Genomic DNA, 23,017 nt, shown 5'->3' with positions numbered 1-23,017 from the left:
GGATGGATTATAGCTTAATTTGGAAAGCAATAGTTATTGTAGTCGGAGGAACAATTCTTTTAAGGATAGCAGGAAGAAAATCAATTTCACAAATGACACTTGCTCAAGTTGTTATTATGATAGGGCTTGGTTCATTACTTGTTCAACCATTAGTTGGGAAAAATGTATGGACCACTTTAATCGTAGGACTTATGTTAGTATTAACACTTGTTTTCTTAGAATTCAGTGAATTGAAAATCGATGGTATTGAGAAGTTTATTTCCGGTAGAGCAAAAGTAGTTATAAAAGATGGTACTTTACAGGAAAATCAATTGAAAAAACTAAGAATTTCAGTTGATTTATTAGAAATGAAATTAAGACAATCCAGTATTAGTAAAATAGAAGATGTGAAATACGCTACCTTGGAGCCTAATGGTCAAATTGGTTATGAATTAAAAGATAATAAAAAGCCTGCAATAAAAGAGGATATTGATTTACTTTTTCAAGAACTTCAGGTGATCAAACAGTCATTAAATATATTACCTGCTATAAATAAACAAGAAATTCCAACAAGTCAAAACACAATTTTTACTGAAGTTGTTAAAAACAAACATAATGTTAAACCACCAGAACATTTACAGTAATTAATAATCTTAGCGTAATGCTGAAAGATTACATTAAACCTCTACTTACAATAAGTGTAGAGGTTTTTTGAATTTTTACTGTTCAACTTCTTAGTAATTACCATTATAGAGTTTTACTTCCCGTGGAATAAGTAAGCTTAACTGCCAGATTCTTCAGTTATATAAAATTTTAGTGTATTTAGGAGTCTCAAAGGGTTATGTGTTGGTGGCATCTTAGACACTTCTTTCAAAGTAGTATCACACCATCTGGTTATAGAAACAAAGTGTACAAAAAATTAATAAATTCATTTGTTTAGTGTAGATTTTAGTTCCTCATTCATTTTTTCCGAGGAGATATCACTATGAATGCTTACATGAAAGCTGATCGTTATTTCAAGGTACATTTTCTATTTCATAGTATTATCATCCACACATGTTATTTTTCATAGGAGAAAACACTTTATGAAAACGCTTTAAAGTAGACTCTATTATCAAATAATTTCTTTTCCATTAATGTCTATCACTTTCCAACCTCTTTTACATAAAGTGTAAATGTATTCAAAAACTATGAAACTTTAAAAAGTCATAGTAGCTTTCTGAAGGAGGTGCAAAAAATGGCAATTGATAAAGGGAATTGGGAAAAAGATTTTAAAGAAGCGGTTGCACTTCATCAAAAAGCAATAGATGGAGATAAGGAAGCAGCACAAAAGGCACACAACATTCTAAAAAAAATCAAACCTGTTGTCACTAACAATCCATTAATCGAAGCTTATTATGGAAGTTCTGCTGCTTTAGTAGCAAGAGACCATATTGATCTTATTGAGAAGATGAATTTAGCTAAAAGAGGACTTAAATCATTAGATAAAGCTGTTACTTCAGAGCCTAATAATCTTGAAATTAGATTATTAAGAGGCAACGTAGCTTTTAGGTTACCTGAGATATATTTTAAAAAAACAAAAACAGCAATTGAAGATTTTCAGTTTCTCATCAATGAGTATGAAAAGAAAAATAAGAATATAACAAAAGATCAATATTGTGAAATTCTATTAAATCTAGGTAAATCCTATCAAACACTTAGTAAATTTGATGATGCAGATAAGGTATGGAATAAATTATTAAAATTAAATAGTAGAAAATATAAAACTCATGTTGAAAATGCTAAACGAAATGGAGGTGAATGATCTTGACAAGAAAAAAGAGAGAAATGTTGTTAGCAACATTAGTTAAGAGAAATCCTTATATATCCAAAACAGTTTTATCAAAAGAAGTTGTTGAGGAAAATGAGGCATCACATTCCAAACCACTTCCTCGTTCATTAAAATTAAAAGACAATCCAGTAAATAGTAAGAAGCAAAGTGGTCATCAAACTAATCAAAACCAAACAAAAAAAGTTCCGATTGAAAATAAAGACAAAGTGGCATCTAATAAAAGCACAGAAAAAAGACCAAATTTATTAAAAGAGGCTATACAAGAACATGAAGCTGGAATAAAAGGAAATAAGCAGTCAGTAAAAAAAGCTCATTCTCTCTTAAAAGAATTATATGAACAAGATCCTGATTCAAAAGAAATTAAAGCATACTTTGGAAGTGCAATTAGTTTACTAGCAAGAGATGCACACAGTGTTACAGATAAAATGAAGTTTGCTCTTGAGGGTTTAAAACATCTAGATGAGGTAGCTGAATTAGATCCGAAATTTATAGTTGGTAGATTTTTAAGAGGTCATGTAGCATACCGACTTCCTGATTTATATTTTCAACGATCAGCAACAGCAATTGAGGATTTTTCCTATATGGTTGAAGCTTATGAACAAGATTCGACCATATTGAAAGATGAAGAATATGTCGAGATTTTAAAAAATTTAGTAGATGTATATAGACGCACAAATCAACCTGATTCTGCAAATAACTACCAAGAAAAATTAAAAGCTTTTAAAGAAATGAAAAATCCAGCTATGGTAGATAATGATTTAGCAAGTGAGAATAATAGTGAAAGCTCAACTAGTTTAAAAGATGGGATGACAAAAGAGGCTTTTACCTTTTATAACAAAGCCTTAAATGGAACAGTCGATGAAGTAAAAGAAGCGCTGAATTTCTTCGAGGTGTTTGTGTTAACTAATACATCTCCAGAAGTAGAAATGTATTATATTGATTTGCAATCGATGGTAGGTAGAGATTCTATTAACACCTATGAAATGTTTGGTGCTGCTATAAAAGCTATGAAAGCGATGGATAGTCTGATAAATGAACATCCTAATTCTTGTGAATTAAAGCTAATTCGTGCAAAACAGAGTCTAAGGATTCCAGAGTTATTCTTTAGAAGAGCTGCAATAGCCGTTTCAGATATTGAATATGTTTTAAAAAACCACACATTTATTAATGAAAAAGGCTCAGACATACACCATCAATTACTTTTCGATCTTGGTATTGCTTATGAAAAGTTAGACATGCTCAAAGAAGCGGAAGAAGCTTGGAATAAGTTAAAAAAGTTAAATCCGAATAGGGAATTACAAGCCAAGTTAAAAGAGAAAAAAGAAATTTATTCTTATAAAAAGATCGATGTGCGCACTCTTTCAGTGGCTACTAAAGATAAGTTGTATGAAAAGGCAAAAGAAATGCATGAAATAGCTGCTAAGGGTTGTAAAATTGCTGCAGAACAGAGTCTAGAAGCTTGGGGAAAAGCGAAAGATGCATTTTCAGAATGTGAAATTGCTCAAACGTATTATGCAGCATCTGTGGCACTTATGGGTAAATTTGCTAATGACCCACAAGAAATGTTTAAAGATACCATTCAAGGTATAAAGTTATTAAACGTTTCTATTCAAACAGATCATCCAGAATTGAAATATTTAAGAGGTGTCATCTATCAATCACTTCCTGAAGGTTTTTTTCATACCAGTGATAAAGCTATAAAGGATTTTAAATCAGTAAAATCAGCATACGAACAAAATCGAGAAAATCCTCCAATTTCTAAGCAGCAATACTTGAAACTACTTTTTGATTTAGGTCATTTATATAAAAAAACCAATTTCAAAGATCAAGCTGAAAAAACATGGCAGGCGTTGTATAAAGAAGATTCTAATTCAGAATATATACACCGTTTAAAAGGTCTAGGAATGGCATTCGAGTAACAAATGATTGTAAATGCTATAAGAAATTTTATGGGAATCGAGGTGAAAAAATTGATTATTGACGCACATGCCCACTTATCAAACACAGAATATGGAAATACAGAAATGTACCTTAAATTAATGAAAGAAGTCGGTATTGATCAAGCTGTAGCTGTTCCAGGTGCAATGCTGGATGTTCGAAAAATGACAGAATATATTACAGGTCGAGCAAAACCAGAAAATCCTATTCCTGATAACCAATATGTTGAAAGAGCTTGTAAAGCAAACAAAAATATTCATGGTTTTATTTGTATTAACCCACATGACAAAGATGTAGATCAACAGCTTGAGAAGGGGAAGAAACAAGGCTTTAAAGGGTTAAAACTTTCTCCAATGTCACATCAGTTTTCTTTTTCATCAAAAGGAATTACAAGTTTAGCTTCTTTATGTGGCGATTATGGCTTTCCGCTATATTCACATGTTGTTTATAGTCCAGGTGCATCAACAGTTAAGTTTATTCAGCTGGCAAAGCAATTTCCAAAAACTAATTTCATTATTGGTCATATGGGATTTGGTCCGGCAGATCAAGAGGCGTTGGAAGCTGCAAAAAGTTTAGAAAATTTTTACTTGGAAACATCGACTGGTAATTTTCTTCATATACAGGAGTCTGTGAAAAAAGTTGGTTCTTCAAAAATAATCTTTGGTTCAGAATATCCATTATCACACCCTGGTATAGAATTAGAGAAAATCATGAAGCTGCAAATAAATGATCGTCAGAGAGAAGAAATAGTAAGTGGAAATATAAAACATTTATTAGATATTTAGTGTTAAAAAAACGAATAATCTAGGTGAAATTGGAAGGAGCTAATTAAATGCAACAGAAACAAAGACAAGTGTGGTATGACGGAAGAGGAGTTTCAGTAGAAAACATGGATGTATGGGAGTTAATTAATCATTCTCCTATTGATAAGGCATTAGTAACAGTTCAACAGCGTCAAGATGGTTATTTCCCTCAGAAAATGTCTTTCATTACAGAAGTAACAAATGTAGATGAACTAGAAGAAGTGCCTTCAGAGGATGTTGTTTTTTCTGACAATAAATCATTATTAGAAGAAGCAAAAAAACGTGATTACAAAACATGTATTTTTTATTCTGTAGATGATCGTGAAATGTTGGAACGTTGTTCAAGAGAAGCAAGTGAGTTTGATTTTGCGGCAGTAGATTTTGATTTACCAACAAATATTCCATTGGAATTAATTATTGCAAGACTTGAAGAAAGTAATACTGTTTTATTAAGAGCAGTTAATACAGCTATTGATACAGAGATTGCCTATGGAACATTAGAGAAAGGTAGTGATGGAGTATTATTTGCTACAACTAATGTTGACGAGGTTAAGAGACTCACTGCATTTATGTCAAAACAAGCTTTACCGAGTTTAGAATTACACCCAATGGTAGTCACAGAAGTAGTTCATGCTGGAATGGGCGTACGTGCATGTATAGATACAACTGGAATTATGAAGCAGGATGAAGGAATGATTATCGGTTCAACTTCAGGTGGTGGTGTATTTGTTTGTTCTGAAACTCATTATCTTCCTTATATGAACTTAAGACCATTCAGAGTAAATGCAGGTGCCGTTCATTCTTATGTTTGGCAACCAGAAGATGCTGCAGAATATTTAAGTGATTTAAAAGCGGGTGATAAAGTTCTTTGTGTTAATACAAAGGGTGAGACACGTGTGTTAACAGTCGGGCGAATTAAAACAGAAGTGCGTCCAATGTTATTAATTAAAGGAAAAGTAGGAGAAAGTGAACTTAATGTGATCGTACAGGATGATTGGCATATCCGCATCATGAGTGCTGATGGAAAGCCTCGAAATGCTTCTACGATCCAACCTGGTGATGAGTTATTATCTTATGTTTGTGAGCCAGGACGACATGTTGGGGTTAAAGTTAGTGAAACGATCATTGAGAGATAAATAGAAGAGGAGTTTTATTATGTCAGGTAAACAAATACGTCTAAAAAAGCTTTATCACCATTCTGACAAACTATTAATTGTCCCAATGGATCATGGAATAACTATTGGACCTGTTAAAGGTTTAGCTGAAATTAATAATACTGTGAAAGCTGTTTTTGAAGGTGGTGCTGACGCAGTAGTTGTGCATAAAGGTCTTGTTCGTTATCTTACAGAAACAATTGGCTCAAATAAAGGAGAATTAATTGTTCATTTATCAGCTTCTACAGCACTTGCTCCAGAATCTCAAGCTACTAGAAAGGAAGTCGTTTCTTCAGTAGAGCATTCAATTCGATTAGGTGCTACAGCAATATCGACACATGTCAATTTAGGCTCCCCATTTGAAGCAGAACAAATTCGGGATGTAGGTTTAATTGCTGAAGAATGTGATAAATGGGGTATCCCATTACTTGCAATGATGTATGTACGTGATGGATCAAAACAACACGAGTTTGATCCGGAGAGAATTCGTCATGCAGCAAGAGTTGCTGAAGAGTTAGGCGCAGATATTGTGAAAGTAAATTATAGTGGCTCTGCTGAAAGTTTTAAAGATGTGGTTTCAGGTGTAAAAATTCCTGTATTAATTGCTGGTGGAGAGAGACTGTCTTCTAATGATGATCTCCTAGAAATGATAGATGATGCAGTAAGTGCTGGTGCCAATGGCATATCTATTGGTCGTAACATTTTCCAAGACGAAAATCCCGGAAAGCTATGTGCAAGTATTCGATCAATTTTAGATCAAAAGTGAGGTGATTTGATAGAATGGATAACAATAAATTAAATAACGCAGCAGGAGATCTATCTCGTAAAATTAAAGAATTAAAACAAAATGGAGCAACAAGTGAAGAAATTCAAGCGACAGTATTTGAGATGATTGAAGGACTAGGCATACAAATTCCTATAGAAAAAATCACTGAAAAACTGAAAGGATTGAACAAGGAAAATGGATAAAAAAGAAATTAAACAAGTGGTTGCTACCTTTAAAGAACAAATTAACAGTGCATTAAATAGTGACAATCAGTCAGAAGAAATTCAAAAAGCTGTTTATCACATGTTAAAATCATTAAATATTCAATTACCTTGAATGTATAGCGGGAAAAACAGGTTCATATAGGTTTTAATAGGGCTGTAAATAGTAAATAAAGGCGTGAATTCTAATTAGAATTCACGCTTTTATTATTCTTATTTCACCTGAAAATTCTAGCTTTCGTTTTTAACGTATCTATCAGATATGTACAAATTAAAAATTCATGTATGAAATTTTCAATGTAAGCCAAACTAAAATGGGTGTAAAAATAAACAATAAAATACATAGGAGTGAAAATATGCTAAAAAAATTATTAACTCTAACTTTTGTTCTTCTATTATTAATGCCAGCAGTATCACACGGTCAAATTAAGACGTTTAAAGAGCCACCTTTTGAATTTTATAAAGTATCAAAAGGTGACACATTTTGGTATATTGCACAGCGTTATGGACTCGATTATAAAAGATTAATGGAACTGAATCCCTCAATCGAACCAAGAAACATGCATGTAGGTGAAGTTATTCGTTTAAAACCATCGGCAAAAAGTGTTAGTAGTTTTGAAGAACAAGTTGTGCAACTAGTAAATCAACAACGTGCAAAGGTTGGTTTAAGAGCACTTACACATCGTGCTGATGTAAAAAATGTAGCCCAAAAGAAGGCTGAAGACATGATTAACTCAAATTATTTTTCACATACGAGTCCGAACTACGGATCTCCATTTGATATGTTAAAAACATTTGGGATTAGCTATTCTAATGCAGGTGAAAATATCGCAAAAGGTCAAAAAACACCACAAGAAGTTATGAATGCGTGGATGAATTCTTCAGGTCACAGAGCGAATATTCTTAAACCAGAATATGATGCGATTGGTGTTGGGTTTTATCATGGTGCTTGGGTACAAATGTTTATAAAAGGTAGATAACAGATAAAAAAATGAGGATGAAGCTTAAAGCTTCCATCCTCTATTTTTTTTGCTGTTTCTTTTAGATTAATGTGTTGTTTTTAATACCTCGATCCTATAGAGGAAGAATTTATTGTTCATCTTTAAAGACGTTTCTACCTTCTGCTCCGACAGACACATCTGTATCGCTTCTATTGTTATTTTCTTCATCATTGATTTTATATGACGTATGTGTAGAATTTACATATTTAGATTTGTGTTTTGTTTCTGATTTAATAAACTCATCAAAGTTTTCATTTACCATTAATAATCAACTCCACTTTTTAAATTTGATTCTTTACTATCGTAACCAAGGTTTGGATATTTTAATGCTTGAAAATATAGGGTGTTGTCTCAATCAATAAAAAATAAAGACTCTTTTCTGAACGATTGTTGTTATGTAACCAAAGTTTGGTGTGAAAACATCCATAATAAAAGAGGCTGACTCAAGTGAGTCGCCTCTTTATGCCATATATATTATTTAGTTAGAAATGATTATTTGCTTCCTAATTGTTGTTCTGCAAAAGAAACTAAACGTTTTGTAATTTCTCCTCCAACAGATCCATTTGCACGTGATGTAGTTTCTCCACCAAGGTTAACGCCAAATTCACTAGCGATTTCATACTTCATTTGGTCGATTGCTTGAGAAGCACCAGGTACCACTAATTGATTAGAATTGTTGTTATTACTGTTGCTTGCCATATAAATCCATCTCCTTCATGAGTATTATTTTGGTGGGTTAGTCTGGAATTGCACCAAACCGTTAACCAACTAGGTTAACCCAAATAAAATGCATTGAATATTTTCTTCTGAAATAAGTAATGGCTGTAATCGATGTTGATAATTAATATTTCACGAAATGATTAATATATACTCATTTAATTAGAGAAATTTTTTCCAATGAAATAGGGTTAACGTTAAAACAATGTGGAATACTACAAAAAAATAAAATTGCTATTTGTATGTATTCGCTTCCTTTTGGGTGGAAACGGAAGTCTTTTCGAAACATTAAGGTATATCCTTTTTTCACTCTTCTCTAAGCGGAACTACCAAACCTTAAAAGCTTTAACATCGTTTAAATATATAAAAGGTGGTTAATTAAGTGCCAAGTGATAGTGTTATTTTGGAAAATGGTAATCAAATTACGTATGAAGATCTTGGTAAAGGAACTCCTGTTATCTTTGTTCACCCGCCAGGTATGGGGAGGCATGTTTTTTATTATCAACAAAAACTAAAAAAGAATATGAGGTTGATTATACCTGATTTATCAGGTCATGGTGATAGTTCAAAAATCCATTCAAATAATGTTTCAATCCATTATTATGCAGAAGAAATAATCGCTTTAATGGATAAGTTAATGATTGATAAAGCTGTTTTATGTGGATATTCAGCAGGTGGAGCCATAACGCAATATTTAAGTATTCATTTTAAAGAGAGAGTGATAGGTTTAATTTTATTTGGAGGATATCCCGCAGTATTAAATACCTTTTTACAATGGGAGCATAAAGCAGGGTCATATATGGTCAAACATCATCGAAAGTTTTTAGCACAAATATTAGCTTTAAGTCATACGAAAAATAAAAAGTTACAGAAATTGCTTTTCAATCATATGTTAAAATCTCAGAAAAATGTTTGGTATCAATATTATCAAGAAGTGCTTCATATTAATCTTATCAATGATTTGCACAAAATTAGTATTCCAGTTTTATTGATGTATGGTACTAAGTCAGATTTAATAAATAAATATAATGCCTACTTTAAAAAGCAAATTAAGAAATATAGAATTGTTTATTTTAAGCATACAAATCATCAAGTACCAACAAAAAGGTGGAAATTAGCAAATGAAGAAATCATAAAGTATATAAATGGAACGATTGAAAATAAAGGGATTTGATTTAAGAATTTTATGCTTATAAATGAAATCATTGTTGTTTTTATTCCGTAAAGTTATAATAATAGGATGAATTTGGTTGCTTTTATATAGCAAATATTAACACTTTAGAAAGAGATAAGGAGAGGGATATTTATGAAGATAACTCAAGAGAAATTTGGCGAATGTAATAGTGAAACTGTTTATTCTTATCAAATGGAAAACGATCATGGCTTTAAAATGAACTGTATAACATTAGGGTGCATTATTACAAGTATAGAGACTCCTGATAAAAATGGGAAATATGAAAATATTGTATTGGGTTTTGATACAGTCGAGGATTACCTAGAATATTCGCCTTATTTTGGTTCCATCGTAGGAAGAGTTGCGGGTAGAATTAAGAAGGGTACATTTGAATTGGATGGTGAAACCTATAATCTACCACAAAATGAAAATACAAATCATTTGCATGGTGGACCAAATTCATTTGATAAAAAAGTTTGGAATGCTAAAAAAATCGAAAATGAAAATGAAGTGGGTATACAATTTTCATATGAAAGTAAAGATGGTGAAAATGGCTATCCAGGTAATGTAACGGTATATGCTACCTACATACTAAACAACGAAAATGAATTAACAATTACATATTCTGCAACAACTGATAAGAAAACTCTTATTAATTTGACAAATCACACATACTTTAATTTAAGTGGAAATACAAAAAGAGATATCATGGCTCACAAACTCAAATTAAAAAGTAATGAATACTTGGAGTTAGATGATCTATTTTTACCAACAGGAAAACTTCTTAGTGTCAAAAATAGTCCTTTTGATTTTGTTGATGGAAAAAAATTAAATGAGGCAATACTTTCAGAAGATGATCAGATAAAGAAAGTAGGTCAAGGAATTGATCATCCATTTCTTTTAACCGAAAATCACAATGAAGAAATTGTGCTTGAGGATGATGAAAGCGGACGCAAACTAATTATTGAAACTGATGAGGAAAGTGTAGTTGTCTATACTTCTAACATGTTAGAAGGGGATTTTTCTATTAGAGGAGTACAAGCTGAAAAATATTTAGGAATTTGCCTTGAAACACAAGGCTTACCTGATTCAATCAACCAACCTACCTTTAAACCTTGTATTTTAGATGTTGGTGAAGAATACAAAACATCAACAACATATAAATTCACAAGAATCTAAAATGATTAAAGGCGATCTCCGCATACTTTGTTGAATTGGTAAGAAGTAACGAAATCGTTTTATAATCTTTTCAGACACATGTTTTCCCAAGTCGGGTAGATTTTCCCACTTTAAACAACTATTATGAATTTGGATGTACCAACCTTTGTCATACAAAAAGACGAATAAATCTAAATTTAGTTAAGTTGAAAGAAACAAGTTCGTTCCATTGCGCTGCAGACATTTGCTTTCCGCGGGGAGGAAGCTAAGCCTCCTCGTAAGCTGCGCGCCTGTGGGTCTTAGCCTTTCCTCTGCACCCGCAGGAGTCAAATGTCTTCCGCTCCATTCCACTAGTTCTTAAAAATTGTATGCAACTTAATTGAAGACAGCAACTAAAAACCCGAAATATTAGGCGAATAATTAATTCTCCTAATATTTCAGGTTTATCATTAGCTTAAATACTTCTGTCCCAGCTTCTTTTCTATTTAATTTTAATCTCCATACGGATATGGTACATGGATACTATCAACTGTACCAGGTTCGTCTTGAATCGTATTCAATGATTGTAAATAGGATTGTAATTCCTTTTGTAGTTCTTTGGGTGCGCCTTCTTTAAAATGCCAATTGCCAGGTTCATCTACAAAATATTCACTATGTACAAATTCTGGAAGCTTCTCAGGCATACATAATCCCTCCTTATTATTTTCTTTTTAGTCTTCCCCATATTTGTGAAAACTCTATGTAAAACTGTTGGAATTTTAGACATAGAAAATTTAATTTTGGATTTATATAAACATTTCAGATAGGAACTTTATACTCTGCTTACTTAAAAACGTTGCTTTAAAGTCTGATGATAGAAAGCGAAAGGAGTAACTATTTTTAATGTATATAACAAATATCAATTTCAACCTAGCGATTTAAAGTTACTTTAAACTTTTAAAACATATTTTTTTATATTTTGTAAAAACTAAGAAAAAGTAACAACAAAAAAGGAGATTAGTTAGATGATTTTTTATGCATGTGTTAAATCTAATGAAAACAATCCAAGTTCGTACAATGGAATTGAAGTTTCAACATTAGGAAATCCTTCAGATGTTGTCGCACGATTTGAATCATATGATCCATTAGAGGATTTTCGAAATTTTGTTAGCTGGTCTGAAGGAGTGGGAGACGATAATGTTGGTTTTTGTGATAGCTTAAAAAGTTTTGCAAAACAATATGAAGAAATTTCTGCAAATGATTCCCATCAGATGTTATCAATGGTTTACGGTGAGCATTTCGAATGTTAGTGTTTTCTAAGATTTGTTAATACAGTTATATATGGTTAGATGAATAATTTGACTGATTTTTATGAAAAGATACTGAAAGCACTACTGATAGGCTTGCTCTTAAGAAGATTGATGTCGAGCGGTTTCACAAGTTATAAAAATTTTAGAAATAAATCTACATATAGTTACATGAAAATAGCTGAAGTACCACAATCACAGGTTGTGCTGTGTTACTTCAGCTTATGTGAATATATTCCTCAACTTTATAATATTGCAATTAATTATTTGCTGCCTACTGTTTCCTTTTCCTCTGAAGAAACAACTTTCTGGTCTTTTTTAAAGAGCTTACTAACATAACTGACAATGTGTTTGTAGTTATCTTCAAGTTTCTCAACAACAAAATTAATTCTCTCAAATAATGTTGATTTTAGTGTATCTAGTTCTCTAGCTGTTTTTTGGTTCAAAGCATCTTGTTGATCTAATTTTTCTAAAATGGTTTTATGAAATGCTTCTTGTAACTCGAGTGCCATTAATATTTCTTCATTCGTTTTATGTTGTTCATCTAATTGGCTGTTTAAATCTTTCTGAAGATCATAATATAGGTCCATGTTTTTTGACACTTTTTGAATGGAGTTATCTTGTATTGTTAACTGATCAACCATTGCTTGGTTAATTACTTCATGTTCTTCATATTTATTTAACAAATCATGATTTAATTTGTCTAAATTATTTAAACGTTGTAAAAACAGTTCATAAGCTTTTTCTTGTTTATTAAGGTTATCGATTAGAGGAGTTGTGCGAATTTCTTGTTGTTCAAGTTGTGCTATGAGGTGGTTGAATTGTTCTTGTTGATCCGATTTTGTGATGGTTAATAAATTGTTAACTTCTGAGTTTGATCTTTCTAGTGATTTGTTTACTTTATCTTGGTTTTTAAGAAATTCTTCTATTGCATTTTTACGAAAGCATTTTTGGTTAGATTTAACATATATTTCTCTAGGTTGTTTATATAGCCTAGGGTTTGCTTTATTCTTAATATATACCAAAATAATTCACTCCTCTCAGCTGAAATTTCAATGCTGCTAATATCATATGTGTTTACCTATTTGATTGATTATTATTTTTACCATATAAAGATATGTTTTTTTGAAAAAGAAGGGCATACTATATTTGACGATAATGTAAAGGTGGTATAAAGATGAGTTTAGAATGGTTTGACCGTGTGAGCAGTGAATTGCAGGAGCATCTTGAATCAATATGTGAAAAGTATGATCAGGTCGGTCATATGTCAATCGATCGCGGTGCAAAACATCCTAGAATTGAATTTTTTGTCCTAACCGAAGATGAAGATCGTGATTATTTTTGTACATTATTTTTTGATCCGCATAATGAAGAATTTTATTTTGAAACCTTTGACTTAGAATTCGAACAAACTTCTAGAACTCTTCTTTCAGACATAGAAGATATTATTGATGCTGTTCATGAAACCTTTCATGATTATATGAATGATGATGAGTTAGATGAGGGATATGAAGCTAAAACTGTGGATGAACAGGCTGAATATTTTGTGGAAGATGATGATATTTTTGAGGAAATTGATGTGGAATGGGAAACTCCTGAAGTTACAGCCTTTCAATATGAAGATGAAGTAGAAGTTACTTATCAGTTTGGGATTGTGGAGGAAACGGGAGACGGAGTTTTACGACGAATTAATCGAATTAAAACAGATGACGATGATTTAATAGAAGATGAAACGAATTTTATCTTCAGCAAAGAAGAAGCTAGTACAATTATTGCTATGATAGCAAGCCATATGGACTCATTGTCAGAATTTGATTTATAATAATTGCATACAAAAAAGGGTTGATGTAGATGAATTTAACTACCATCAACCTTTTTGTTTGTTTTATAGAATTATTACGATAATATTGGACATTCTTCTCTTGGTGCTACAACAATTTTACTTGCGTTAAAATTTGTCTATAATATTTTTTATTTGTGATGTGTAAGTATAAGTGTTAACGTAAAAATAATTACTTTAAGATGTTTTTATTAAGATGTTTCTTTTATGCTGAAAAAGGGATGTTAACATGACTACCAACTAATAAAAACAGCATTCTCAGGACTTATTGTTCATCTATATTAGTTAATGGAATACAAGATTTTAACTAATTGAGTTTATAGGTTAGAAAGTAGGATTTTTTTCGAATGCCTCGAATCGAGTATAAATAAGAACTTTTTTTACAGGTGTATAAATTAATTTAAACAAGGCGGGTTTTCTATGGATCAATTTGATATAGATTTAACCGAAGAACAGGATAGAATAAATGATGTTATAGTGAAAATGAAAAAAGAATTATCTTCACTTCAAGCACAAACATCAACAATGAAAACAGATATTGTTTCAATTAGAAAAAACTTCTGGGAAGATGTAACCGTAAACTTAGATGATGCTGTTGAGGCAGGAGAGACTGCTACTAGTATAAAACAACAGGCTGAATTTTTAGCAGAAAAAGAACATCGTCATAAACATCTTGATCGAGATTATAAAAATTTAACAAATCTTGTTGAAACACCTTATTTTGCTCGAATTGATTTTATAGAAGATGGAGAAGAGGAAGTAGAAAGTATCTATTTAGGTATTGCCTCTTATATTGATCGTGATTCAGATGAATTTCTTGTTTATGATTGGCGTGCCCCTATTTCTAGTCTTTATTATGATTATAGTTTAGGCTCTGCTCAATTTAAGGCACCCGGTGGAACTATTAGTGGGGAATTAAAGTTAAAGCGTCAGTTTATTATTAAAAACGGTACGATAAAAGCAATGTTTGATACAGGCGTAACAATCGGTGATGAACTGCTTCAAGAAGTACTTGGAAAGCAATCTGACTCACAAATGAAAAGCATAGTTGCAACAATACAGCAAGAGCAAAATAAAGTAATTCGGAACGAGAAAGGTAAACTATTGATTGTTCAAGGTGCTGCAGGAAGTGGAAAAACATCTGCTGCGCTTCAACGAGTTGCTTACTTGTTATATAAATATCGTGAAACACTAGAAGCAGAAGAAATACTATTATTTTCTCCAAATACAATGTTTAACAGTTACATTCGAAATGTGTTACCAGAGCTTGGGGAAGAAAATATGCAACAAACAACATTTCAAAATTATTTACAACATTCACTTGGTGATAAATTTGAAGTGGAAGATTTATTTTCTCAAATGGAGTATATGTTAACGGCAATTAATGATGAAGATTTAGATATTCGCAAAAAGGCATCAAAATTTAAATCATCTTTTCAATATATGAATATGATTGAGGATTATCTTACGTACTTAGGGAAACAAGGGCTAATCTTTAAAGATATATTTTTTAGACAAGAAGAATTGTTTCATTCAAAAGATATCTATGCTTATTTTTACTCATTGGATTCTACAGTTTCTATTACAAATCGAATTAAGCTTGTGATGGAATGGCTGTTATCTGAGTTAAAGGAAGTTGAGAAACGTGAACGAGCTAAAGCTTGGGTAGAAGAAGAAATTCAATTTTTAAGTAAAGATGAATATCAATTTTACTTTGAAAAATTAAGTAAACAAAAGAGGTTTACTCAAGAAACATTTGATGATTATGACCGTGAACATGAACTTCTAAGTAAATACGTTGTTAAAAGAAATTTGGTATCTGTAAAAAAAGCGATCAAATCCTATTCTTTTATTGATATGGCTGCAATTTATCAGCAATTATTTAAGCTTCCAAGAGAATTATTGTCTGATGATCAAATTCTAATAGGGGAGGATGAGTGGCAAAAAATCTGTGCGTTTTCCATTAAAGAAATTGATTATGGGAAATTGCCATATGAAGATGCAACTCCTTATTTGTATTTAAAAGAAAAAATAGAAGGATTTAAAGTAAATACAACTGTTAGATATGTGTTTATAGATGAAGCGCAAGATTATTCAGCATTTCAATTTTCATTTATAAAGCACTTGTTTCCAAATGCCAAAATGACAGTGCTTGGTGATATAAATCAGGCTATATATGCTCACCAGTCTTATACAGGATTAGGTGCATTAACGAAACTGTTTGAAGAAGATAAAACGGAGAAAATCGAATTAAATAGAAGTTATCGTTCAACTTTTGAGATTGTTAAATTTACAAGTGCTTTGCTAGAAGGTCAAGGGAAGGAAATCATTCCTTTTAACCGAAATGGACAAAAGCCTGTTGTGATAAAAAGTCAATCAGAAGAAGAGATGGTTAAGAGTATAAACGAAAAATTAAAGTCATTTCATGACTATCAAAGCATTGCTATTATATGTAAAACAGCAGAGGAAAGTATTGTTGTTCACGATTTACTTAAGGAGTACATCGATATCTATTTAGTAGATAAACGAAGTAATGAATTTGATAAAGGTGTTGTCGTCATTCCTGCTTACCTAGCAAAAGGAATTGAATTTGATGCTGTGATTATTTTTAATGCCTCAAATAAGAGGTATACAGATGATTCGGTAAGAAACCTATTTTATACAGCATGTACAAGGGCAATGCATGAATTGTATGTTTTCTATGAAGGTGACCTAACACCATTTATACGTGAAATTTCAGAAGAACTTTATATTGAAGAATGAGCATTACCGTTATAAGAAGGAGGGCAATGTGGAAATTATCGCTAACATACCTTATATTAAAGTGACTAGAGTAATTGAAGACAATACACAGTGGCATAAAGAAGAAGAACACAAAATCACATTGTCTTATGAACGGGTCTTTACTACTTTTGATTCTTTTTTACTGGAAGAAGTACTAGATATTTCTTATCGTTTCTTATCAGCTGAAATGGGTTTTTTATATTTACATACAACAAAAGGGATGTATTCATACACAGTTAAAACAAGTCCTCAGCATTTTATAGAAAGATTCAAACAAATGAAATAAATGTATCTTTCTCCAATTATTTTAATACAAAAATAGCAGGTAAAATTTTTAAAGTCATAAATTGTTTACCTGCATATTTTTTAATTCATATGTTTTTTTAATTCCTTTTTTTTCATTTCAATGTACTCTTTAAATTCTCCTTTACTAACATCAGAATTCAAAGCCTGTTTAACAAGTGAAATAAGTTCCTGTTCTTTTACGTTTTCCATGCGATTATTATCCATAGACAATTATATACCTCCAATACAATTTCATCATCTACTATTACCCTGTAAATTCTTTTTTTAAACCTTTTTTAAAAAATAAATTATTTTTAAGTCACTTTCTTAATTACCTGAGACTGTACGATTATATTTATAGAAGATAATCGAGTTATAGGGAGGACTAAAAAGTGTTTAAAAATGCTATTGACTTCGTAGTCACCGAGAGCTTGAAACGAATGTTAGTTGCTGAAATCATCTAGAGTTTTAGCTACTCCAAAAAACAATTTTAAAAATAAATAGGAAGTTGTTCTATAAATATTAAAGCATAAGTTAGAGAATAAGTGTTAACTTTTAAAAAATAATGTTAACATTTTTCTGGGGAACTGGAACTAAGGGTTCATTTTTATCCATTGTGCGGTTGTATAGATACAATCGATATAAGGGGAAAACTTAAAACATTTTTCTTAGGTTTTAAGACAAATAAGATTAAAAGATAAAAAGTAGTACCTTCTATTCTTATTTGCCTAAAGCTAGTGCTTTTATCTAATTATTATTTCATATCACTACAAGTAAATCCTTGTTGTTTTAGCATGGTAGGAACTTCGGAATAGTTATTATTATAATGCTTTTCTTTATAAAAGCTTGAGATTCTATGTGACCATGTTACATCTCTATCACCATTTGATTTATTAAGATGATGCTGTCGAAACGTTTCATCATATATATTGATATATGATTTTTGATCATGATCATATTCTTCTTTATGAATAAAAGAATCTTTCGGTAAACGTGGATTGATTCCAGGATCTTCTAACCCATACCCAACACATAAGCCTGCGATAGGAATTACATATTTAGGTAGTTTTAATAATTCTATTACATCCAATGGTTTTTTACGTATTCCACCAATGGGTACTGTTCCTAAACCTAAAGATTCTGAAGCAGCAATTGCGTTACTTAATGCAATCCCAACATCAGTCGCACCAACTAGCAGTGCATCACTATCGTCACATGCAGCGAATGGTACGTTTTCAATGTCACTAGCTATTTTAGCACGATTAAAATCAGCACAAAAAACGAGAAAGGTTGGTGCCTCATTTATATGGTTTTGGTTTCCGCAAAAATTTGCAAGTTTTGCTTTACGTTCTTTGTCTTGAATCACTATTACAGAAACTTGTTGACCGTGTATCCATGTAGGAGCTGATTGTGCAGATGAAAGAATAGAATTTAATTGCTCCTCTGTTATTTGTTGTTCTTTATATTTACGAAACGAGCGGTGACTTGTTAAAGTTGAAATAACATCATTCATATTTATCCCTCCAATAAAGTGTAACAAGGTTTTTAAAAAGTAACGATGGATAAGAAGTGCTTCTTCAATAATGTTACTCTACGCTAATTTATTGTATCATTCAAAGATTTTGAATTATGAATGAAAGGAGAAAAAATAATGAACCCCTTTAAAAAATTTTTAAAACAAAAAATAAAAAATAAAAATAAATTATTGGTTGTTGCTCATCGTGGAGCAGCTGGTTATGCACCTGAAAATACAATGGCAGCTTTTTATAAAGCAAAAGAACTCAAATCTGATTATATTGAATTAGATATACAATTAACTAAGGATGGGCAAATCGTTGTTATTCATGATGAAAAAGTGGATCGAACAACAAACGGTATTGGAGAGGTGAAAAATTTTACATATAGTGAATTAGAAAAATTAGATGCGGGAGAATGGTTTCATCAAAAATTTAAAGGTGAAAAAGTCCCAACATTAAAGCAAGTCCTGCTGGATTTTTACGGAAAAATAGGTATTTTAATAGAAATTAAACATCCATCAATCTATCCTGGGATTGAACAGAAATTAACGAAACTCATTAAAGAAGTTATAGGTGAAGAGCTAGAAGAAACGCAGATAATCGTTCAATCATTTGATTTTGAACTATTACAAAGATTGAACAAAATTTCTCCAAGCATTCCCTTAGGACTGCTTGTCAAATATCGTGTACATGGAATTTCAAAAGCTCAGTTAAAAGATTGGACATCAGTTGTAAAATATATAAATCCAAATAAATCGCTAATAACAAAAAAACTTGTTAAAAAAGTTCACTCATATCATGTTAAAGTGATTCCGTATACTGTGAAAGATAAAAAAACGATAAAGGGTTTGGTTAATGCGGGAGTAGATGGAATTGTAACAGACTATCCTGATTATGTAGTAGAATTTAATGAATAATTAGATAAAGACCTATGACTTGTAATACAGAGGATAGAACATAAGTACTTAAGCTAATGATAAACCCCAATTATTAGAAGATACTTCAATTAATCTTTCGCCTAATCATTCGGTGGTTTATTTGCTGTATGGATAGATTTTTTGTGCTACTTTTAGAAACTAGTAGGATGGAGTGGAAGGCACTAAAAGGCTCCTACGGGAAGTGGAGGAAGAGCTGAGCCAGGAGGAATCTGAGGCCTCAGATTCCTCCTTGGTGAATAAGAGTAACAGAAGCTAATAGAACGAGCCGGGTTTCCAGTTTAATTATGAATGATTTCTTTAATTATATTAGTATGTTTTATCTTATAAATTTTCTTGCTGTTGTCCAATTTCTTTTTCAGCTATAAGTGAGTTGGCAACTTCTTGATTTTTATGTGCGTCAACTGAGTCTCCAGCGATGCTCTTTAAATTAGGGAATGTTTCATCATTTTGTACTGTTATTTTTTCTTCCTTTGGTGCATTTGTAAGATAATTTTCTTTTTCCATCAAACAACACTCCTTGTCACAAATTGTTAGTAAAGTTTATTATGTGCTTGATACGTGAAGATCATTCACGGTAAGAGAATATTTATTGTTGGTGAGAAGTCGATGCTAACTAGAACGTTAAATATCGGATGGCTAAATAACTAATGATTGTTAATAACACACTTCCAATCAAACTAGTTATGAAAGCACTCTTCCCTTTGGTTTTTAATGCTTGGAATTCCAAATTAAGACCCAATGCCACCATTGCCATACCCATTAAAACATAAGATGTCTTTACTAATAGCATTCCAATTTGGGTAGGAATGAACCCAACTGTATTTAATAAGCTCATAAATAAAAAACCGATAATAAACCAGGGAAAAGGAAGTGGCGATTTTTTGCTTTTTTCTTTTTTATAAGGATTAACTAATAAACCAATAATAATTGCTACTGGCACTAATAAAACAACTCTTGTTAGTTTAACAATCACTGCCATGTCAGTTGCAACAGAATCAACAGAAGCAGCCGCAGCTATTACATGTGCGACTTCATGTAAGGTGCCTCCAACAAATACTCCAAACTCCAAAGAATTAAACCCGAAGTAAGGATAGATAAATGTAAATATTATTGTGAAAACTGTGCCTAACAAACAAACGATTCCTATTGCAGTTGCTGTATCTCTTGCATTTGATTTTATTTGTGAAGAAATAGCCATAACCGCCGCAGCCCCGCAAATAGCTGTTCCACAGGCAATTAATATTTTTAATTTGCTATCAATCTTAAATAAAGTTCCTACAAAATAGACAGTTATTATTGTAAATAATACATTAAATAACGCTAGAAGAAACACATTTACTCCTGCTTGATAAATATCAAGTAAATTTAATCTCATCCCTAACAAAATAATACCTAATCGTAATAGCTTCTGACTAGAAAACGTTATTACAGGTAACACATCTTCTCGGACTCCGATCAATTCTTTCCAAACAAATCCGATCAAAATGGCTAAAACAAGTTGACCCATAATTGATAACAATGGTAATTTTGCTAACAAACTAGCTAAAATTGAAAGAAACAGTATTAAGGACAACCCATAAAAAATCTTTTCGTATTTCCATTTTATAACAAATAATCCAGTCAAATAAACACTTCCTAAAAATATTTTTAATAAAAACACTTTATAAAACTTTTAGTTATTAGTAAAATATAGATAAGTTATTATAACTATTAATATTTTTAATAATAGGGGATGTAAAGTTTGTATTATGATGCTTTAAAAACATTTATAACTGTAGTTGAAAAGAGAAACTTTACAAAGGCTGCAGAAAAATTACGTATTTCTCAACCAAGTGTTAGTGTTCACATTAAAAACTTGGAAGCTGAATTTCAAACACAATTGTTTATTCGGTCGCCTAAACTTTTGAAAATAACTCCTTCAGGTGAAATTTTGTTTGAAAGAGCAAAACAGATGGTCCAAATCTATGAAAATACTAAGAATGATATATATGAACAGCAAAACACAATTAAAGGGACGTTAAAGATTGCAGCTAGTTTTACAATCGGAGAATATGTTCTACCACCTTTATTAACCGAGTTGTATAAGGAATACCCAAATCTTAATTTTACAGTAACGATAGGTAATACACATGAAGTAGTAAAATTAACACAGCAATTTCAAGTTGATATTGGTTTGATCGAAGGTAATACAGATGAAAAAGATGTCGTCGTAGAACCTTTTATGGAAGACGAACTTATTATCATTGCGCCACCAAATCATCCTTTAAAAGGAAAAACCGATATTGTAACAGAGGATTTACAAAGTGAAACGTGGATTAGTAGAGAAAGTGGTTCAGGAACAAGGGAGTATTTAGAACATTTTATACGATCAAATGGCCTTAAAATAAATGATTTATTAACAATAAGTAGTAATCAGGGTGTGAAAGAAACAGTAATTAATGGACTTGGAATATCCATTCTTTCTTTCTTTACAGTGAAAAGAGAACTTGAACAAGGTGCGTTGATCGAAATTAAACCAAAGAACGAATTGTTTAAACGAAAATTTTCCTATGTGATTTCACCTATAAGTGGAGAGAAGAAACTAAATACTGTTTTTTTAGAGGCACTAAAGAAGAGTTATTAATATAGAAGAAACTTGTTTTAGATTTATAAAATTAGAGTGAGGAAATGGTTGGCTAATTGTTTATTTGCCAACCATCCACTCGAATTATTGGTATTGCTCAAGCATAGAAAAGAAATCTTTCACATACTGGTAAAACACCTTTTCTGATGGAGCAAGGTCTCTTTTCTTTGATACGATAATACCCACTGTTCTTCTTACTAATGGAAGTTCAATAGGTATTTTTACAGTAAACCTTGGAATGGATTCATGAAATGTACTTTCAGGTAATAATGTAACACCCATACCCGCAGAGACGAGTCCTTTTATTGCATCTAAATCTTCACCAACGGATGAAATATTAGGTACAAATCCTGCTTGCTTACAAGCTTCAACAACAATTTCTTGTAAAACAAATCCTCGTGGAAATAAGACGAAGGAATCGTTTCTTAATTCATTAAGCAAAATGCTTTTTTTAGAAGCAAGGTGATGTGAAGAAGGTACTAATGCTGAAATACTTTCTGTAAATAAAATAGTTCCTTCAACATCAGGATTGTTTAATGGCACGGGTCCTATAAATGCTAAGTCGATTTCTCTATTAATAACAGAATCAATAAGAAATTTGTATGACCCTTGTCTTAAATGAAAAGCAATGTTAGGGTGTTTATCTTTAAATGCAGATATGACAGTAGGTAGTAAATGACTCGCAAGGCTGGTTGGAAAACCTATTTTGATAGATCCTCTTTCTGGATCTAAATACTCGTCAATTTGCTTTTTGGCATAGTCAATAGCCTTCATTGCTGTTTTTGTATGTGTTAAGAACACTTTTCCAATAGGCGTGAGTTTAACATTTCTACCTTCTCGTTCAAATAAAGTGACTCCTAATTCAGATTCAAGATTGGCAATTTGCCTACTGATCGCAGATTGAGCTACATGTAGGTATTGTGCAGCTTCAGATACATGTTCACGTTCTGCAACTTCCATGAAATATCGTAGTTGACGTAACTCCATTATTGGCCTCCAGTC

The 23,017-nt window shown here is 31.6% G+C and carries 26 protein-coding genes; 17 read left to right on the top strand and 9 right to left on the bottom strand.

From position 1 onward, the window contains the following. Positions 1–2: 2 nt before the first annotated feature. The 9 genes from LC076_RS04870 to LC076_RS04830 all read left to right on the top strand — a co-directional run bounded on the left by LC076_RS04870 (position 3) and on the right by LC076_RS04830 (position 7,672). Complete coding sequence (locus LC076_RS04870; protein WP_226666618.1) at positions 3–623, top strand: DUF421 domain-containing protein; 621 nt, start codon at positions 3–5, stop codon at positions 621–623. Between the two features lie 593 nt (positions 624–1,216). Next, complete coding sequence (locus LC076_RS04865; RefSeq protein WP_226666617.1) at positions 1,217–1,783, top strand: tetratricopeptide repeat protein; 567 nt, start codon at positions 1,217–1,219, stop codon at positions 1,781–1,783. 2 nt (positions 1,784–1,785) lie between these two features. After that, positions 1,786–3,729 carry a hypothetical protein gene (locus tag LC076_RS04860; RefSeq protein ID WP_226666616.1) on the top strand — a complete coding sequence of 648 codons (1,944 nt, stop codon included), beginning with the start codon at positions 1,786–1,788 and terminating at the stop codon, positions 3,727–3,729. A gap of 42 nt (positions 3,730–3,771) precedes the next feature. Beyond that, entirely contained in the window at positions 3,772–4,533 is a 762-nt protein-coding gene (locus LC076_RS04855) for an amidohydrolase family protein (protein ID WP_226666615.1), read from the top strand. A gap of 47 nt (positions 4,534–4,580) precedes the next feature. Continuing rightward, entirely contained in the window at positions 4,581–5,687 is a 1,107-nt protein-coding gene (locus tag LC076_RS04850) for a 3-dehydroquinate synthase II (protein ID WP_226666614.1), read from the top strand. Between the two features lie 19 nt (positions 5,688–5,706). Next, the gene (locus LC076_RS04845) at positions 5,707–6,471 is read left to right on the top strand and encodes a 2-amino-3,7-dideoxy-D-threo-hept-6-ulosonate synthase (protein WP_226666612.1); all 765 of its coding nucleotides are present in this window, start codon (positions 5,707–5,709) and stop codon (positions 6,469–6,471) included. 14 nt (positions 6,472–6,485) lie between these two features. After that, a complete protein-coding gene (locus LC076_RS04840) occupies positions 6,486–6,674 on the top strand; it encodes a hypothetical protein (RefSeq protein WP_226666611.1) in 189 nt (62 codons plus the stop codon). Beyond that, the gene (locus LC076_RS04835) at positions 6,667–6,807 is read left to right on the top strand and encodes a hypothetical protein (RefSeq protein WP_226666610.1); all 141 of its coding nucleotides are present in this window, start codon (positions 6,667–6,669) and stop codon (positions 6,805–6,807) included. Before LC076_RS04840 ends, LC076_RS04835 begins: the two co-directional genes overlap by 8 nt. Before the next feature lie 241 nt (positions 6,808–7,048). Beyond that, entirely contained in the window at positions 7,049–7,672 is a 624-nt protein-coding gene (locus LC076_RS04830; RefSeq protein ID WP_226666608.1) for a CAP domain-containing protein, read from the top strand. A 109-nt stretch (positions 7,673–7,781) separates the two neighbouring features. Here the strand turns inward: LC076_RS04830 and LC076_RS04825 are convergent, their stop codons facing one another. Together LC076_RS04825 and LC076_RS04820 are read right to left on the bottom strand one after the other, a co-directional pair. Then, entirely contained in the window at positions 7,782–7,955 is a 174-nt protein-coding gene (locus LC076_RS04825) for a hypothetical protein (protein ID WP_226666607.1), read from the bottom strand. Between the two features lie 230 nt (positions 7,956–8,185). Continuing rightward, entirely contained in the window at positions 8,186–8,392 is a 207-nt protein-coding gene (locus tag LC076_RS04820; protein ID WP_226666605.1) for an alpha/beta-type small acid-soluble spore protein, read from the bottom strand. Positions 8,393–8,792: 400 nt separating this feature from the next. Between LC076_RS04820 and LC076_RS04815 the strand changes: the two genes are divergently transcribed. Further along, on the top strand, positions 8,793–9,584 hold the full coding sequence (locus LC076_RS04815; protein WP_226666604.1) for an alpha/beta fold hydrolase: 792 nt from the start codon (positions 8,793–8,795) through the stop codon (positions 9,582–9,584). 132 nt (positions 9,585–9,716) lie between these two features. Next, positions 9,717–10,763 carry an aldose epimerase family protein gene (locus LC076_RS04810; RefSeq protein WP_226666602.1) on the top strand — a complete coding sequence of 349 codons (1,047 nt, stop codon included), beginning with the start codon at positions 9,717–9,719 and terminating at the stop codon, positions 10,761–10,763. Positions 10,764–11,233: 470 nt separating this feature from the next. Here the strand turns inward: LC076_RS04810 and LC076_RS04805 are convergent, their stop codons facing one another. After that, positions 11,234–11,425 carry a hypothetical protein gene (locus tag LC076_RS04805; protein ID WP_226666599.1) on the bottom strand — a complete coding sequence of 64 codons (192 nt, stop codon included), beginning with the start codon at positions 11,423–11,425 and terminating at the stop codon, positions 11,234–11,236. 321 nt (positions 11,426–11,746) lie between these two features. Between LC076_RS04805 and LC076_RS04800 the strand changes: the two genes are divergently transcribed. After that, a complete protein-coding gene (locus LC076_RS04800; RefSeq protein ID WP_226666597.1) occupies positions 11,747–12,031 on the top strand; it encodes a hypothetical protein in 285 nt (94 codons plus the stop codon). Between the two features lie 260 nt (positions 12,032–12,291). Here LC076_RS04800 and LC076_RS04795 read toward each other — a convergent pair whose 3' ends face one another. Further along, complete coding sequence (locus LC076_RS04795) at positions 12,292–13,053, bottom strand: hypothetical protein (protein ID WP_226666595.1); 762 nt, start codon at positions 13,051–13,053, stop codon at positions 12,292–12,294. Between the two features lie 152 nt (positions 13,054–13,205). On the opposite strand from LC076_RS04795, the gene LC076_RS04790 reads away from it, so the two are divergent. From LC076_RS04790 to LC076_RS04780, 3 genes are all read left to right on the top strand, one after another. After that, positions 13,206–13,850, top strand: coding sequence for a hypothetical protein (locus LC076_RS04790; protein WP_226666593.1), 645 nt, complete (start codon positions 13,206–13,208; stop codon positions 13,848–13,850). 438 nt (positions 13,851–14,288) lie between these two features. Continuing rightward, the gene (helD, locus tag LC076_RS04785; protein WP_226666591.1) at positions 14,289–16,631 is read left to right on the top strand and encodes an RNA polymerase recycling motor HelD; all 2,343 of its coding nucleotides are present in this window, start codon (positions 14,289–14,291) and stop codon (positions 16,629–16,631) included. A 28-nt stretch (positions 16,632–16,659) separates the two neighbouring features. Beyond that, complete coding sequence (locus tag LC076_RS04780) at positions 16,660–16,938, top strand: hypothetical protein (RefSeq protein WP_226666590.1); 279 nt, start codon at positions 16,660–16,662, stop codon at positions 16,936–16,938. Between the two features lie 80 nt (positions 16,939–17,018). On the opposite strand, the gene LC076_RS04775 is transcribed toward LC076_RS04780, so the two are convergent. Both LC076_RS04775 and LC076_RS04770 read right to left on the bottom strand, forming a co-directional pair. Beyond that, positions 17,019–17,168, bottom strand: a complete 150-nt coding sequence (locus tag LC076_RS04775; RefSeq protein WP_226666589.1) for a hypothetical protein — start codon at positions 17,166–17,168, stop codon at positions 17,019–17,021. 523 nt (positions 17,169–17,691) lie between these two features. After that, a complete protein-coding gene (locus tag LC076_RS04770) occupies positions 17,692–18,450 on the bottom strand; it encodes an NADPH-dependent oxidoreductase (RefSeq protein WP_226666588.1) in 759 nt (252 codons plus the stop codon). Positions 18,451–18,588: 138 nt separating this feature from the next. Between LC076_RS04770 and LC076_RS04765 the strand changes: the two genes are divergently transcribed. Next, positions 18,589–19,371 (top strand): glycerophosphodiester phosphodiesterase, encoded by a 783-nt coding sequence (locus LC076_RS04765; RefSeq protein WP_226666586.1) that lies wholly within the window; start codon positions 18,589–18,591, stop codon positions 19,369–19,371. A 342-nt stretch (positions 19,372–19,713) separates the two neighbouring features. Here the strand turns inward: LC076_RS04765 and LC076_RS04760 are convergent, their stop codons facing one another. Together LC076_RS04760 and LC076_RS04755 are read right to left on the bottom strand one after the other, a co-directional pair. After that, the gene (locus LC076_RS04760) at positions 19,714–19,896 is read right to left on the bottom strand and encodes a hypothetical protein (protein WP_226666585.1); all 183 of its coding nucleotides are present in this window, start codon (positions 19,894–19,896) and stop codon (positions 19,714–19,716) included. A 109-nt stretch (positions 19,897–20,005) separates the two neighbouring features. Continuing rightward, positions 20,006–21,016, bottom strand: a complete 1,011-nt coding sequence (locus LC076_RS04755) for a YeiH family protein (protein ID WP_226666584.1) — start codon at positions 21,014–21,016, stop codon at positions 20,006–20,008. A 117-nt stretch (positions 21,017–21,133) separates the two neighbouring features. On the opposite strand from LC076_RS04755, the gene LC076_RS04750 reads away from it, so the two are divergent. After that, positions 21,134–22,015 carry a LysR family transcriptional regulator gene (locus LC076_RS04750; RefSeq protein WP_226666583.1) on the top strand — a complete coding sequence of 294 codons (882 nt, stop codon included), beginning with the start codon at positions 21,134–21,136 and terminating at the stop codon, positions 22,013–22,015. Between the two features lie 84 nt (positions 22,016–22,099). On the opposite strand, the gene LC076_RS04745 is transcribed toward LC076_RS04750, so the two are convergent. Continuing rightward, the gene (locus LC076_RS04745; protein ID WP_226666582.1) at positions 22,100–23,002 is read right to left on the bottom strand and encodes a LysR family transcriptional regulator; all 903 of its coding nucleotides are present in this window, start codon (positions 23,000–23,002) and stop codon (positions 22,100–22,102) included. Positions 23,003–23,017 lie beyond the last annotated feature (15 nt).

Origin of the sequence: Metabacillus litoralis, assembly GCF_020524045.1 — a bacterium.
In the GTDB taxonomy this organism is placed as follows: domain Bacteria; phylum Bacillota; class Bacilli; order Bacillales; family Bacillaceae; genus Metabacillus; species Metabacillus litoralis_C.
This window is presented reverse-complemented; position numbering and strand designations above follow the sequence as displayed.

Coding starts and splice junctions, on each gene's coding strand:
- LC076_RS04745 (WP_226666582.1), bottom strand. CDS start 23,002: ATGGAGTTACGTCAACTACGATATTTCATGGAAGTTGCAGAACGTGAA.
- LC076_RS04830 (WP_226666608.1), top strand. CDS start 7,049: ATGCTAAAAAAATTATTAACTCTAACTTTTGTTCTTCTATTATTAATG.
- LC076_RS04870 (WP_226666618.1), top strand. CDS start 3: ATGGATTATAGCTTAATTTGGAAAGCAATAGTTATTGTAGTCGGAGGA.
- LC076_RS04810 (WP_226666602.1), top strand. CDS start 9,717: ATGAAGATAACTCAAGAGAAATTTGGCGAATGTAATAGTGAAACTGTT.
- LC076_RS04805 (WP_226666599.1), bottom strand. CDS start 11,425: ATGCCTGAGAAGCTTCCAGAATTTGTACATAGTGAATATTTTGTAGAT.
- LC076_RS04820 (WP_226666605.1), bottom strand. CDS start 8,392: ATGGCAAGCAACAGTAATAACAACAATTCTAATCAATTAGTGGTACCT.
- LC076_RS04760 (WP_226666585.1), bottom strand. CDS start 19,896: ATGGAAAAAGAAAATTATCTTACAAATGCACCAAAGGAAGAAAAAATA.
- LC076_RS04770 (WP_226666588.1), bottom strand. CDS start 18,450: ATGAATGATGTTATTTCAACTTTAACAAGTCACCGCTCGTTTCGTAAA.
- helD (WP_226666591.1), top strand. CDS start 14,289: ATGGATCAATTTGATATAGATTTAACCGAAGAACAGGATAGAATAAAT.
- LC076_RS04865 (WP_226666617.1), top strand. CDS start 1,217: ATGGCAATTGATAAAGGGAATTGGGAAAAAGATTTTAAAGAAGCGGTT.
- LC076_RS04845 (WP_226666612.1), top strand. CDS start 5,707: ATGTCAGGTAAACAAATACGTCTAAAAAAGCTTTATCACCATTCTGAC.
- LC076_RS04800 (WP_226666597.1), top strand. CDS start 11,747: ATGATTTTTTATGCATGTGTTAAATCTAATGAAAACAATCCAAGTTCG.
- LC076_RS04825 (WP_226666607.1), bottom strand. CDS start 7,955: ATGGTAAATGAAAACTTTGATGAGTTTATTAAATCAGAAACAAAACAC.
- LC076_RS04850 (WP_226666614.1), top strand. CDS start 4,581: ATGCAACAGAAACAAAGACAAGTGTGGTATGACGGAAGAGGAGTTTCA.
- LC076_RS04835 (WP_226666610.1), top strand. CDS start 6,667: ATGGATAAAAAAGAAATTAAACAAGTGGTTGCTACCTTTAAAGAACAA.
- LC076_RS04790 (WP_226666593.1), top strand. CDS start 13,206: ATGAGTTTAGAATGGTTTGACCGTGTGAGCAGTGAATTGCAGGAGCAT.
- LC076_RS04765 (WP_226666586.1), top strand. CDS start 18,589: ATGAACCCCTTTAAAAAATTTTTAAAACAAAAAATAAAAAATAAAAAT.
- LC076_RS04840 (WP_226666611.1), top strand. CDS start 6,486: ATGGATAACAATAAATTAAATAACGCAGCAGGAGATCTATCTCGTAAA.